General features: G+C 40.3%; 12 protein-coding genes. 5 read left to right on the top strand and 7 right to left on the bottom strand.

Annotation, left to right across the window (positions count from 1 at the left end):
* Positions 1–26: 26 nt before the first annotated feature.
* A complete protein-coding gene (gene ppx, locus FTU77_RS12605) occupies positions 27–1547 on the bottom strand; it encodes an exopolyphosphatase (RefSeq protein ID WP_180055945.1) in 1521 nt (506 codons plus the stop codon).
* 266 nt (positions 1548–1813) lie between these two features.
* On the opposite strand from ppx, the gene trxA reads away from it, so the two are divergent.
* The 3 genes from trxA (at position 1814) to FTU77_RS12590 (ending at position 4391) form a co-directional block, all read left to right on the top strand.
* The gene (gene trxA, locus FTU77_RS12600) at positions 1814–2140 is read left to right on the top strand and encodes a thioredoxin (protein ID WP_078192629.1); all 327 of its coding nucleotides are present in this window, start codon (positions 1814–1816) and stop codon (positions 2138–2140) included.
* A gap of 323 nt (positions 2141–2463) precedes the next feature.
* Positions 2464–3732: a transcription termination factor Rho gene (rho, locus tag FTU77_RS12595; protein WP_067731074.1), complete on the top strand. Its 1269-nt coding sequence runs from the start codon at positions 2464–2466 to the stop codon at positions 3730–3732.
* Between the two features lie 413 nt (positions 3733–4145).
* Positions 4146–4391 carry a hypothetical protein gene (locus tag FTU77_RS12590; RefSeq protein ID WP_078192631.1) on the top strand — a complete coding sequence of 82 codons (246 nt, stop codon included), beginning with the start codon at positions 4146–4148 and terminating at the stop codon, positions 4389–4391.
* A 292-nt stretch (positions 4392–4683) separates the two neighbouring features.
* Here the strand turns inward: FTU77_RS12590 and FTU77_RS12585 are convergent, their stop codons facing one another.
* From FTU77_RS12585 to pheS, 3 genes are all read right to left on the bottom strand, one after another.
* On the bottom strand, positions 4684–4980 hold the full coding sequence (locus tag FTU77_RS12585) for an integration host factor subunit alpha (protein WP_004649746.1): 297 nt from the start codon (positions 4978–4980) through the stop codon (positions 4684–4686).
* On the bottom strand, positions 4977–7358 hold the full coding sequence (pheT, locus tag FTU77_RS12580; RefSeq protein ID WP_180055944.1) for a phenylalanine--tRNA ligase subunit beta: 2382 nt from the start codon (positions 7356–7358) through the stop codon (positions 4977–4979). The genes FTU77_RS12585 and pheT overlap by 4 nt, the downstream gene beginning before the upstream one ends.
* Before the next feature lie 130 nt (positions 7359–7488).
* Positions 7489–8469, bottom strand: a complete 981-nt coding sequence (gene pheS, locus FTU77_RS12575) for a phenylalanine--tRNA ligase subunit alpha (RefSeq protein ID WP_180024390.1) — start codon at positions 8467–8469, stop codon at positions 7489–7491.
* Between the two features lie 159 nt (positions 8470–8628).
* On the opposite strand from pheS, the gene FTU77_RS12570 reads away from it, so the two are divergent.
* Positions 8629–9657 (top strand): hypothetical protein, encoded by a 1029-nt coding sequence (locus FTU77_RS12570; RefSeq protein ID WP_180055943.1) that lies wholly within the window; start codon positions 8629–8631, stop codon positions 9655–9657.
* Between the two features lie 84 nt (positions 9658–9741).
* Here FTU77_RS12570 and FTU77_RS12565 read toward each other — a convergent pair whose 3' ends face one another.
* On the bottom strand, positions 9742–9954 hold the full coding sequence (locus FTU77_RS12565; RefSeq protein WP_111884721.1) for a hypothetical protein: 213 nt from the start codon (positions 9952–9954) through the stop codon (positions 9742–9744).
* Positions 9955–10063: 109 nt separating this feature from the next.
* Positions 10064–10615: an adenylate kinase gene (locus FTU77_RS12560; protein WP_180055954.1), complete on the bottom strand. Its 552-nt coding sequence runs from the start codon at positions 10613–10615 to the stop codon at positions 10064–10066.
* A 575-nt stretch (positions 10616–11190) separates the two neighbouring features.
* Between FTU77_RS12560 and FTU77_RS12555 the strand changes: the two genes are divergently transcribed.
* A complete protein-coding gene (locus FTU77_RS12555) occupies positions 11191–12333 on the top strand; it encodes a hypothetical protein (protein WP_180055942.1) in 1143 nt (380 codons plus the stop codon).
* A gap of 77 nt (positions 12334–12410) precedes the next feature.
* On the opposite strand, the gene rplT is transcribed toward FTU77_RS12555, so the two are convergent.
* The gene (gene rplT, locus FTU77_RS12550; RefSeq protein WP_004647525.1) at positions 12411–12770 is read right to left on the bottom strand and encodes a 50S ribosomal protein L20; all 360 of its coding nucleotides are present in this window, start codon (positions 12768–12770) and stop codon (positions 12411–12413) included.
* Positions 12771–12780: the final 10 nt, after the last annotated feature.

The raw sequence follows: 12780 nt of genomic DNA, 5'->3' as shown, positions 1-12780 counted from the left end.
TCATTATCCCTAACTTAACTGGTCTCTTAATTGATAAATTGTTCCGACTGGATATTCAGTTCAATATCCCAATGCTTAAATTGCACCTGCTCATCATGCAAGTCTGCAACCAACAAAGGCCACTGTTTGGCATCACCAGAAACACTAAGTTGCCATTGTTGCGCATTGTCCACGCTTAATTCAATGGCAGGAAGCATCTCATCGCTGCGACTATGATTTAATAAAACTGCTAAACGAAGCAATAGACATAAGTAAACAAGTTTGTTACCACCGACTTTCATCACATCAATGCGCGCGTCACTGCGTAACTTACGACGATGATGCGCTACTAAATGCGACAAATGATTTTGATCAATTTGTGAGAAACCAGGAATATCCGAATGTTGCAGTAAATAAGCACCATGACGATGGTAACCACTATGACTGATCGCTAAACCAATTTCATGCAAATACGCGGCACGACGCAGTAAATCACTGTCATCACTGGTCAAATTCAGTGCGGTCGCCACACCATTAAACAGTTGTTGCGCGGTATTTACCACACGCTCAGCTTGTTTTACATCTGCGTTGTAGCGACCCATCAACGCATGTACAGAACGGTCACGAACATCTTCATGTTGGAAACGTCCCAATAGGTCGTACATCACGCCTTCACGTAACGCGCCATCAGAATAAACCAATTTATCGATATTCAGCACATCAAAGACTGCATACAAAATGGCAATGCCGGCTGGCAAAACTGCTCGACGGTCTTCTTTTAGACCATCAAATTCCATTTCATTGACATGCTTATATTTAAGCAATTTATCTTTGAGTTTAAATAAACCGTCACGTGTCAGTTCTTCCTGATCGTTGCTCCAGCCCATATTGACACAAATCTGACGACATGCTTTGATCGTGCCACTTGAACCGACAACAGTATCCCAGCCCGCAGCTTTATAAGTGTTGGCAATGCCTGCGATTTCCTTGCGAGCAGCATTTACCGCTTTATCAAAACTTTTCAGGTTAATTTCACCATCAGCAAAAAACGCTTTGGTAAAAGCGACACAGCCCATTTGCACAGATTCTGTATGAATCGGTTCAAACTCTTCACCAATAATCAACTCTGTTGAACCCCCACCGATATCAATCACAAGGCGGCGACCACTATTTGCCATAGTATGTGAAACCCCTAAATAAATTAGACGGGCTTCTTCACGACCAGCAATGATTTCAATTGGTTTTGGTAAAATTTCAGCGGCTTTTTGGATAAATTCATGACCATTTTTTGCTTGACGCAAGGCATTAGTCGCCACAATACGTAAACGGTTAGCTTGTACAGGATTTAAACGCCCCACAAAACGTGCTAGGCAGGCTAATCCTCGTTGCTGTGCGGCTTCAGTCAAATTTTTATTTTCGTCTAGACCTGCGGCAAGCTGTACTTTTTCTGACATTGATGCAACTTTTTTCACTTCACCATGGTCTACGCGTGCGATAGCCAAGTGGAAGCTGTTCGATCCCATATCGATAGCAGCAAGTAATTCTTCATCAATCAAAAAATCAGACATTATTCAAAAAAACCTGTTCAGAATTGTGCTTAGATTAATTCACATACATGCAATTTAAAAGCCATTTATGAGTAGTTCGGGCGGAACTTATCGATTTTTTATCTGAAGCAATGATAGTCATACACGATCATCGGCATCGTGATCATCCATTAGACAAACTGACCATTCAGGTCGAAAATTTACATAACCCCCTACATTGTTATAGTTGGCTATGTAATACTTATAAACATAGAGTCAACTTAAAAATTAATTCCGGAGCAAAATCCATGTCTGGCAATATCGTAAATACAACTGATGAAAACTTCCAAGCCGATGTACTAGAGTCTGATACTCCTGTACTTGTAGATTTCTGGGCAGGTTGGTGTGCTCCTTGTAAAGCCATTGCACCTGTACTTGAAGTACTTTCAACTGAGTTTGAAGGCAAAGTTAAAATCGTTAAAGTAGACGTAACTTCTTGCGAACAAACAGCTGTAAACTACAACATCCGTAACATTCCTGCATTATTAATGTTTAAAAACGGCGAAGTTGTAGCAACCCAAGTCGGTGCCGCACCAAAATCTAAATTGACAGCTTTCATCGAAGAAAACATCTAATATTTTTTCGATAATAACACTCGAAAATACGCTGTTTTACACAGCGTATTTTTTTGGTTGATAAATTGACAAATGCTGTGTTCTCTCTTATATTGTTTACTCAAGAAATTAAGGATCTCAAATCCTGTCATTTTCTTACAACACAACACATAAAATGCCGCTCGGCAACAGAATTGTTTTTCACATCTCTCTTCATATAACGAATCAGATCTCTGAATTGTTTTGTGCAAACCAATTGCTATCGTTTCTTGCATGATTGCGGCACATTTGTTGCTCCCTTTTCCAACCTGTACCTCAGAATTTTAGATTCTATCTGACCACCTATGAACTTAACCGAACTCAAGAAAAAACCGATTGGCGAACTCATCAAGATTGCCGAGTTTATGGGCCTCGAAGGAATGGCTCGTAACCGTAAGCAAGATATTATTTTTGCCATCTTAAAGCGCCACGCAATGAACGGCGAAGAGATTTTTGGTGATGGCGTTCTAGAAATTCTGTCGGACGGCTTTGGTTTCTTACGCTCTGCAGCGGGTTCTTACCTAGCCGGCCCTGACGATATCTATGTGAGCCCATCACAAATCCGTCGCTTCAACCTTCGTACTGGTGACACTATTACAGGTACGATTCGTCCACCTAAAGAAGGCGAACGTTACTTTGCATTATTAAAAGTTAATCAAATTAACTACGACACACCCGAAAACTCACGTAATAAGATTCTTTTCGAAAACTTAACACCTTTATTTCCAACCGAACAATTGGTAATGGAATTAGGTAATGGTACAACAGAAGACTTAACTGCGCGTGTGGTTGACTTGGTTGCTCCGATTGGTAAAGGTCAACGTTCAATTATCGTTGCACCGCCAAAAGCGGGTAAAACCATGTTGTTACAAAACATCGCTCAGTCGATTGTTCGTAACAATCCTGAATGTTTCTTGATTGTCCTTCTGATTGACGAACGTCCTGAAGAAGTAACAGAAATGGAACGTACTGTTCGTGGTGAAGTGGTTGCTTCAACATTCGATGAATCACCAGCTCGTCACGTTCAAGTTGCAGAGATGGTGATTGAAAAAGCTAAACGTCTTGTTGAACACAAAAAAGATGTAGTGATTTTGCTTGACTCAATTACTCGTTTAGCACGTGCTTACAACACTGTAATCCCTTCATCTGGTAAAGTTCTTACTGGTGGTGTGGATGCCCATGCTTTAGAACGTCCAAAACGTTTCTTCGGTGCAGCACGTAATATCGAAGAAGGTGGTTCACTGACGATTATCTCAACTGCGTTGATTGAAACTGGCAGTAAGATGGATGAAGTGATCTACGAAGAATTCAAAGGTACAGGTAACCAAGAAATTACCCTAGACCGTCGTATTGCTGAAAAACGTGTGTTCCCTGCGATGAACATCAAAAAATCAGGTACACGTCGTGAAGAGCGCCTAATGTCTGAAGATAACCTCCGTAAAGTTTGGATTTTACGTAAATTGCTTCATACACAAGACGAACTTGCAGCGATGGAATTCTTGCTTGATCGCATGAAAGAAACCAAAACCAATGATGATTTCTTCGATCAAATGAAACGTAAAGCATCCAACTAAGTTGAATGTTTGACTGAAAAGGCCATCTATAACGATGGCCTTTTTATTTGGTTGACTTTAGTTACACAAAGAAACATTTGATAGATCTCCATATAAACTTATTTTCAAGTTTATGATTATAAAAAATATATGTTAAAAAACCCTATTCTTTTTAGTAGTTTATTTGCTATTTCGCCAATATAAAACTTTCTCTTAATTGTTATTTTCTGTTAAAAAATGGCCGTTTTTCACCTATTTTTAACGGTTTTTTCAAAGTCACTAGTAGCATTTCAAAATACTCAGTGATAGCATACACGCAGACCAGTTAGACTGCTCTATGCATTTTTAATACCTATTCAAATTAGGCATAATAAAAAGCACACAACAGACTAACGCAGGTTATTTTTTAATCTCATATTTTAGAGAGTGATGCCATGTTATTCAAAAAAATCGCTATTGCTGCTGCAGTTGCTACTACTTTAGCTTTCGTTGGTTGTGCTAAAAAAACTGAAGAAGCTGCTCCTGCTGCTGCATCTGAAGCTGCTGCTTCTGAAGTAGTTGCTGCGTCTGACGCTGCTGCTGTTGAAGCTTCTGCTGCTGCATCTGAAGCTACTGCTGCTGCATCTGAAGCTACTGCTGCTGCATCTGAAGCTACTGCTGCTGCTTCTGAAGCTCAATAATCTAACCGATTATTCAGCACAAAAAGAGAGCCCTTTGGCTCTCTTTTTTATTGCCTGAAACTTTAAAGCCTAGTTCATAAAAAGAGCTTAAATTCAAAATACTAAACCCATGCTTATTGAAAAATAAAAACTGACGATTTTGCTAAAAGAAAGCCATAATCAATCTCTACGACAACTCAACTCAACTCAACTCAAATATATCATCTCACTTTAAAACGAATATTCTTCAACATGACTTGTGCGATAGATGATGAACACTGCACCTCCTAAATCAAAGGCAAAAAAAAGCAGATCAATCGATCTGCTCATTTCCAACACGTTGACGGAATTTTTGTCCCGCACGGAAGGTCACTACACGACGGGCAGAAATCGGAATTTCTTCACCCGTTTTCGGGTTACGGCCTGGGCGTTGACGTTTATCACGCAACTCGAAGTTACCGAAACCAGAGAGTTTAACTTGTTCCCCAGAGATTAGCGCTTGGCTAATCTCATCGAAGAATAACTCGACCATTTGTTTTGCTTCACGACGGTTTAAACTCGTGAGCTCACTTAAATGATCAGCCATTTCTGCTTTTGTTAATGCTGTCATGAAGCCCTCAATGTCGCCTGGTAAGTGTTTTCCAACACCTGAAGTATGTTATCCATACCGGTTTTGATTTCAGCATCTTCTAATGTACGTGTTGGATGTTGCCATTGAATTGCAAATGCCAATGAGCGCTTGCCTTCTTCGACACCTTGACCAGTGTACACATCGAATAACCAAACTGCGTCTAAAAGCTCACCGCCGGTTTTTTCGATAAGTTGCTGAATTTCACTAACATTAATCTTATCACTAATTAAAAGCGCAATATCACGTCGAACCGACGGAAAACGTGATAATTCTGTAAAATTAGATACATAAGTTTGCAAAACAGCCGATTGATCTAATTCAGCGACCCAAGTAGTCGCCAAATCCAACTCATCTTCTAAAGATGGGTGTAAACGACCGAAGTAACCAATTGATTGACCATTGACTAAGATTTCAGCAGATTGACCTGGATGCAACCACGTACGCTCTGAACGTACATATTCAACATTTAAACGTGCAGAATTTAAAATCTCTTCTACATCGCCTTTAAAGTCAAAGAAATCCATTGGCTGTGCTTTACCATGCCAAGATTCAGTCGTACGCGAACCTGTTGCAACCAGTGCAAATGTTGGGATCTGTTTAAGATCATGAATGCTGTTCGCACCTTGATAATCAAAACGTAGACCAAGCTCATAGAAACGAACACGATTTTGCTGACGGTTCACGTTGTATTGCACACATGGGATCAAACTTGATAATAAGGTTGAACGCATCACTGCAAGATCGCTAGAAATCGGGTTTGCAAGCGCTAGTGGTTGAACCTGTGGATTCAATTGTTTCTCTAGTTTCGCATCTGCAAAGCTAAAGCTAATCGCTTCTTGATAACCCAAAGCCACTGCAGTTTGACGTAACTGAACCAATTCAAATTGGTCTTGGTATTTCGCTAGTTTGACATCAATCACCGGCAAGCTAATTTGAATATTGTCGTAACCGTGAATACGTGCTACTTCTTCGATGAGGTCTTGATAAATCGCCATGTCAAAGCGGTGTGATGGTGGTAAAACAGTCCACTCACCTTCTGCTTTCACAGTGACATTGCAACCCAAACGCGTTAAAGCATCCGTAATAAATGCAGATTCAACTTTATAACCGAGCAGTTGATCAACTTGCGCTTGGTTCAGTTCAATGGCTTCACGTTTTGGTAATAATTCAACTTTTTCAGCAACAGTAATTGGACCAAACTCACCACCAGCTAAATCAGCGATAAGCTGAGAAGCACGATGCATTGCAGTCATCGGCAATTCAAAGTCTACACCGCGTTCATAACGCTGAGATGCATCAGTATGCAAACCAAAACTACGTGCACGACCTGCGATATAGAGTTGATCAAAGAACGCCGACTCAAGGAAAATTTCAGTGGTATCATCAGAAACCGCTGAACTTAGGCCACCCATGATTCCTGCAATCGCCAAAGCTTTTTGATCATCCGCAATCACCATCACGTTTTCAGATAATTCAACTTCTTGTTCATTCAACAACGTTAATTTTTCTGCTGCTGTTGCTTGGCGTACACGAACTGACCCTTCAACTTTACCGCCATCGAATGCATGTAAAGGTTGACCCAATTCCATTAAAACGTAGTTGGTAATATCGACCAAAATACTGTGCTGACGAATGCCCGCACGAGCCAATGCACGTTCCATCCACTCAGGAGTTGGTGCTTTGGTATTGACGTTTTTGATCACTCGACCTAAGTAACGTGGGCAACCATCAGTTTCAATAACAACTTTCTTCTCATCAGTAATTGTTGCAGCAACTTCTTTAATTTCAGGGGCAGTCACAGGGAGTTGATTAATCACACCAATTTCACGTGCAATACCACGAATACTGAAACAGTCACCACGGTTTGGTGTAATACTGATATCAATCACATTGTCATCAAGATCTAAATATTCACGCACATTTACACCAACAGGAGCATCTGCAGGAAGCTCTAATAGACCGTCGATTTTGTCTTCAAGATCAATTTCAGACGCACCGCACAGCATGCCTTGCGATTCAACACCACGAAGCTTGCCTTTTTTGATTTTGAAATCGCCCGGAAGTACTGCACCAATGGTTGCTACAGGAGCTTTCATGCCTACACGCACGTTTGGAGCACCACAAACGATTTGTAACGGCTCGCCTGAACCGATGTTTACAGTAGTGACACGTAAACGGTCAGCATCGGGATGTTGAACCACTGTTAAAACTTCACCGACTACTACACCAGTAAATGGTTTTGCAGCAGGAGATAAATCATCAACTTCTAAACCTAACATGGTCAGTTGGTCAGAAAGTGTATCGCTATCAATGGCTGGGTTAACCCATGTACGCAACCAATTTTCGCTAATTTTCATTGTATAAAAACCTATTAATTCTAAATTTCTAATCCCCTCTAGCTCCCCTTTAAAGAAAGAGGACGAACCCTAAGTCATGATGGACAACCCCTCTCCTTTTAGGAGAGGTTAGGGAGAGGTATAAAACTGTTTAAGCAAATTGGCGTAAGAAACGCACATCATTTTGGTAGAACATACGTAGGTCATTAATGCCATAACGCAACATTGCAAAACGTTCTACACCTAAACCAAAGGCAAAGCCTTTGTATTTTTCTGGGTCAATGCCAGCGGCTTGTAAAACGTTTGGATGCACCATACCGCAGCCCAAAACTTCCAACCATTTACCACGTTCATCCATGATATCCACTTCCGCACTTGGCTCTGTGAATGGGAAATAAGATGGACGGAAACGTACTTTCAAATCTTTTTCAAAGAATTCATTTAACAAGTTCACCAACAAACCTTTAAGTTCTGCAAAGCTGGTGTTTTCAGCAACGTACAAACCTTCGATTTGATGGAACATTGGAGAATGCGTTTGATCTGAGTCACAGCGGTAAACACGACCAGGGCACACAATACGGATTGGAGGCTGCTGAGTTTCCATCGTACGAATTTGCACGCCTGAGGTATGCGTACGAAGTAAATGATTCGCATCAAAATAGAAAGTGTCGTGCATCGCACGTGCAGGGTGATGACCCGGAATGTTCAATGCTTCAAAGTTGTGATAATCATCTTCAACTTCTGGACCAGTCGCAACAGTAAAGCCAGCTTTGGTAAAGAATTGGCAAATACGTTCTTGAACTTGAGTCACAGGGTGAATACTACCCACCGTTTGACCACGGCCGGGTAAAGTAATATCAATCGTTTCGCTAGCAAGCTTTTGTTCTAATGCAGCTTTTTGTAATTCAGCTTGACGAGCAGTCAGTGCGCCAGTAATCGATTCACGAACGGCATGAATTTGAGCACCAAAAACTTTACGTTCTTCTGGGTCCATTTTACCGAGCGACTTCGATTGTTCCGCGAGCTGGCTTTTCTTCCCTGTAAATTGCACTCGCACTTGGTCGAGTGTAGCAAGGTCCTCTGCTGCTGCAATCGCAGCGAGCGCTTCAGTGGTCAGGGCTTCCAGTGACATAGTAACTCTCAAAGCAACAATTTAAAAAAATAATATAAACCCCTTATTCTAACAGTTTTTAGCCGTTATGATGAAGCGCATTCACAAGTTAAAATTGCATTAGCATCAAGTTTTAAAAAAAGTATAAGATAAACACAATATCAATGGGATCCAATCTTTATGGCACTCGATCCAATCTGGAAACAACAGCTCACACTCGTCACTTATGGCAATGAATTTCTCAACCAAGGTTTGAGTTTTCAACGTTGGTTGAATCACCACATTTTTGATCAGCACAGTTTCCATTTTCGTGATTTGCTATCACAGCATTTATTGGCTCAACATTTCCAAATTTGGCTAGAAGGCTTAAAAAAACAAGGGGTACAACGCTTAAGTTTACATAGCTCTAGCTTGCTAAATGATGAACAAAATCCGAATGCTAACGTTGAACTTCTTCCCTTTGCCCATTTTATTGTGAGCCACGAACAAAATAAAAAGCAGGCGTGGATTTTTGGTAAAGAACTTGCCGAGTGGTATAACGCAGAAAATGACTATGAAGCACCGGCATCCCAACAACTGCAAATTCGTCGAGAAACCTTTTGGCGCTATGAGCTGAACCATAAACTCATTAAACGCATCGAAGCGGATATGCAGTTACCAAGATGGGATGATATTCATAACTTCACTGAAGCAGAATTATTTTTACAAAAACCTGCGGAAGGTTTTATTGAGCCGGAGGTGTTGGGCACACCTTATTATGGTACGCAGCCTGATCCGAGCAGCGAATCGAATGAATCTACAAAACTTGGACTCTTGCCAACGGATGCACAAGCGGATTTTGCACATGACAGCTTGCATCGCTTAGATGCATTAAACCGCCACATTCAGTCTAAAATTCAGCATCCCTATCATGCAGATGGCAGCATCTATACACCTGAAGAACAGTTAAATTTGCGCCATTTTGCTCAAAAAACTGAAGATTTAACGGCTAAATTTATCGTAAAAATCGCCAATCACTATAAAACTGCACGTTTAACTCCTGTGGTCGAAAGCTCTCCTCTGGATGGATTTAAAACTGAGCAAAGAAAATCAAATCCTCAGCATGCACACACGCCAAATCCAACCCATAAACCCGGTGCAGGTGGAGTGATTACCTTAATTATTATTACGGTAGTGATTTGCTTATTGGCTTATTACTTCGGACTTTAACTGTATAAATGTGATCAACACTAAAAAACTCTTCTCATGGAAGGGCTTTTTTATGAACATGCTTATGTATGAATGACCTCAAAATTATGAGGTCGTTAAATAATTAAACGGACGAATTTCTAATCGAACGCGATGCTGATCGGCATGTTGATTAATATAATGACTGACAGAGACTACTTCCCCCTCAAGCTCTGCGTCTGCACCATACATGATTTTGACCGCCTCACCTTTGCGGGGAATCATTTCGAGCTCTACAGTGATGCTACCTTGACCCATACCAACTATTTCAGCCAACATTTTATTTTCCTTTTGTTCTTTTCTATCCATACATTAGGCATGGCGCAAAGCGCGGTATAAAGATTATTTCTGTAACTTAACTGCACTTTTTATTGATAAACATCAAAACTTAAACATCAAAAACATAAGAGTCCAATTGTTCTAAAAATGCATCAACTGCATTTGCAGACTTTAAACGAATCCATTGAATATGTTGATATTCAGGTGCATTCATCATCTGTAGATATTTTTCACGATTCTTTTTATGGGTCTTAATCATCCACCAAACGATTGAATCTCGACCAAACATTCGCCACAAACTTTCCTGATTATTTGAATCTGGCCAAAGATCTTGTTTGGACTTAGCCCGAGAAAATGCGCGCCTTACAGAGCGGTATAAATTGACTGGAAACGGAAGGTCTAACCATATCACCGTATCTATTTCAGACCATTTAACAGGAATCGTTCGAGTATAGTTGCCATCAATAACATAACCATTTTTCGCTTTAGCGGTTTCAGCTTCAATACGTGCAAAAAAGATCTCATCAGGACATTCTTGCCAATCATCTAGCCAAAACAAGTTATCTAATTCAATGTAATGCAAACCAAGCTTTGTTGCCAATGCCCTAGAAAATGTTGATTTTCCTGTAGCAGATGTACCGACTACGTTTATTTTTTTCATTGTCATGATGATCTACTTGAGTCAAGTGAACCTACTTCAAGATAACAGTATTAGATAAGATAGGTTAACTTTTATTCTTCACGATAATTTAAAAGATCTGCATCGATATTGATAAAGTCAGGTTCAATTGCAGTATAAAAACACACTTTTCACAGACTATATTGATCCAATAATTTTTCAGTTGGTATTTATCCATTCATTTATGGCCGTCCCCCCTATCTGCACGCCTTATAAAAAAAACAGATTCTAGCTGTCCCCAGATGAATGAATTAATTCTGCCCGCAATTATGATGAACATGCGCAATATAAATACCTTCCCGTTCTGAGCGAAAAGCACCGTGTGCATGTGCGGGCCTTCAACTGAGCATTAAACAAACCGGCCAGGCAACAAGATCGAAGCTAAACATTGAAATCACGACATAATACGCACAAACCGTGGCTCGGGGCGCAGCACCTACCTAGCCTATTCATTTTCAGATATAATTTAGCGCTAAGCATCGATCAAATATTCAAAATTTAAATATAGTAACCAAACACTTAAATATAAAATTTCAACATAATTATTATGAGACTTTATGAAAACAGAATTTGACATTTATGCTAAAAAACCGCTGATTTCATGGCCAACAATTTTAATGCTTATTTTACTAGGCATTGCGATGGTCTTTATTATACCTTTTTTCAAATGGTTTAGAGATCAAGCTCAACCGCTTAACGTCAGCATAGTGATTGAATACCTGCAATTCACCCTAAAAAATTTCCCGATTTACAAGCTGCAAGCCGATCATGCCCAGCTGATCCTGCTCTACATCGTATCTATAATTGTCATTGATTACTTAAAAACGCAGATTAAACTGGTCATTACGCCTGATAAAATTTATTACCGCTTGTGGAAAATACCTCTCAGCACATTCATTCAGCGGCAGGAGGTAGAATACTGTCAATTTGCCATTCTTGGTATAAAACGCCCAAAACGGATCTCATGGCTGCAGCGTCCTATTTATCAGACTGCCAACAAAGAAAATCCACAGCTTTTATTCTTCCCCCTTAAAAATGTTCAATCTCAACTGCACCTTGCATGCTTAAGTGAACATGAAAAAGGGCAGCTGATTCAAATACTCAAACAATATTATAATTTTCAGGATGAGATTGCGGCGCTGACGCTTTCTCAAGAAGATCTGCAAAATTTAATTCTGCAAACCAAGATCAGCTCGCGGATCGCCTACCTGATTATCGGCAGCGTTCCTATTGGTATTTTGGGCTTATATTTAAACGCGCAAGCGCAGTTCTTTTACATTTCCAATTATCCGGTTTTGCTGTGTTTGGCCATTATTTTTCTGCTGATTTTCATTCCAAGCGTATTGTGGATACAAAAAGATATTCCCAAAATGGCGTTTACAGGAAGCGTGCTGTCCAGTACATTTTTAACGCTGAGCCTGAGCTTTTTTCTAATGCCGGTATTGCATAGTTATTATGCTTTGCATTTTGGCACTCATAAAATGACCGATGCGCAATTACTCTCAATGGATGCAGATGGTCAGAAATGGTTGTTATTAGACAACCAGCAAACTTTTCATATTTTACCCAAAACACCTTTCTACAACACGCACTTTAAAATAAATGCAATTTATGAATTTCCCATTTATTATCATTGGCATAACTATCATTTTCAGCACCGAGACCTTGCTTATGTCCAGCTTAAAACAAAAACCGATTAATATTGGTTAAGCTTACATAAGAATTTAAAGCCCAAAAAAAGACCGCTAAAAGCGGTCCCTTTTTAAGTCATAAAGACTTATGCAGCTAATGCATCTTTAGCTTTAGAAGCTAAAGCAGCAAACGCAACTGCGTCATGCATAGCGATGTCAGCAAGTACGCGACGGTCGATAATCACTTGAGCTTTTTTCAAGCCAGCGATCATACGGCTGTACGACAAACCATTTTGACGAGCACCAGCATTGATACGCGCAATCCATAGAGCACGGAATTGACGTTTCTTTTGACGACGGTCACGGTAAGCATATTGACCTGCTTTGATTACTGCTTGGAACGCTACGCGATATACGCGTGAACGAGCGCCGTAGTAACCTTTAGCACGAGCAAGAATTTTTTTATGACGGCGATGAGCCTGTACACCACGTTTAACACGAGCCATTTATAATCTC

It is taken from the genome of Acinetobacter sp. YH12142 (assembly GCF_013418435.1).
In the GTDB taxonomy this organism is placed as follows: Bacteria; Pseudomonadota; Gammaproteobacteria; order Pseudomonadales; family Moraxellaceae; genus Acinetobacter; species Acinetobacter amyesii.
Note: the sequence above shows the minus strand (reverse complement) of the source record. Positions and strands in the feature narration are given on the sequence as shown.

Excerpts from the sequence above, each read along its gene's own strand:
- FTU77_RS12565 (WP_111884721.1), bottom strand. The coding sequence starts at position 9,954 with ATGTTGGCTGAAATAGTTGGTATGGGTCAAGGTAGCATCACTGTAGAG.
- ppx (WP_180055945.1), bottom strand. The coding sequence starts at position 1,547 with ATGTCTGATTTTTTGATTGATGAAGAATTACTTGCTGCTATCGATATG.
- FTU77_RS12590 (WP_078192631.1), top strand. The coding sequence starts at position 4,146 with ATGTTATTCAAAAAAATCGCTATTGCTGCTGCAGTTGCTACTACTTTA.
- trxA (WP_078192629.1), top strand. The coding sequence starts at position 1,814 with ATGTCTGGCAATATCGTAAATACAACTGATGAAAACTTCCAAGCCGAT.
- FTU77_RS12585 (WP_004649746.1), bottom strand. The coding sequence starts at position 4,980 with ATGACAGCATTAACAAAAGCAGAAATGGCTGATCATTTAAGTGAGCTC.
- FTU77_RS12555 (WP_180055942.1), top strand. The coding sequence starts at position 11,191 with ATGAAAACAGAATTTGACATTTATGCTAAAAAACCGCTGATTTCATGG.
- FTU77_RS12560 (WP_180055954.1), bottom strand. The coding sequence starts at position 10,615 with ATGAAAAAAATAAACGTAGTCGGTACATCTGCTACAGGAAAATCAACA.
- pheT (WP_180055944.1), bottom strand. The coding sequence starts at position 7,358 with ATGAAAATTAGCGAAAATTGGTTGCGTACATGGGTTAACCCAGCCATT.
- FTU77_RS12570 (WP_180055943.1), top strand. The coding sequence starts at position 8,629 with ATGGCACTCGATCCAATCTGGAAACAACAGCTCACACTCGTCACTTAT.
- pheS (WP_180024390.1), bottom strand. The coding sequence starts at position 8,469 with ATGTCACTGGAAGCCCTGACCACTGAAGCGCTCGCTGCGATTGCAGCA.
- rplT (WP_004647525.1), bottom strand. The coding sequence starts at position 12,770 with ATGGCTCGTGTTAAACGTGGTGTACAGGCTCATCGCCGTCATAAAAAA.
- rho (WP_067731074.1), top strand. The coding sequence starts at position 2,464 with ATGAACTTAACCGAACTCAAGAAAAAACCGATTGGCGAACTCATCAAG.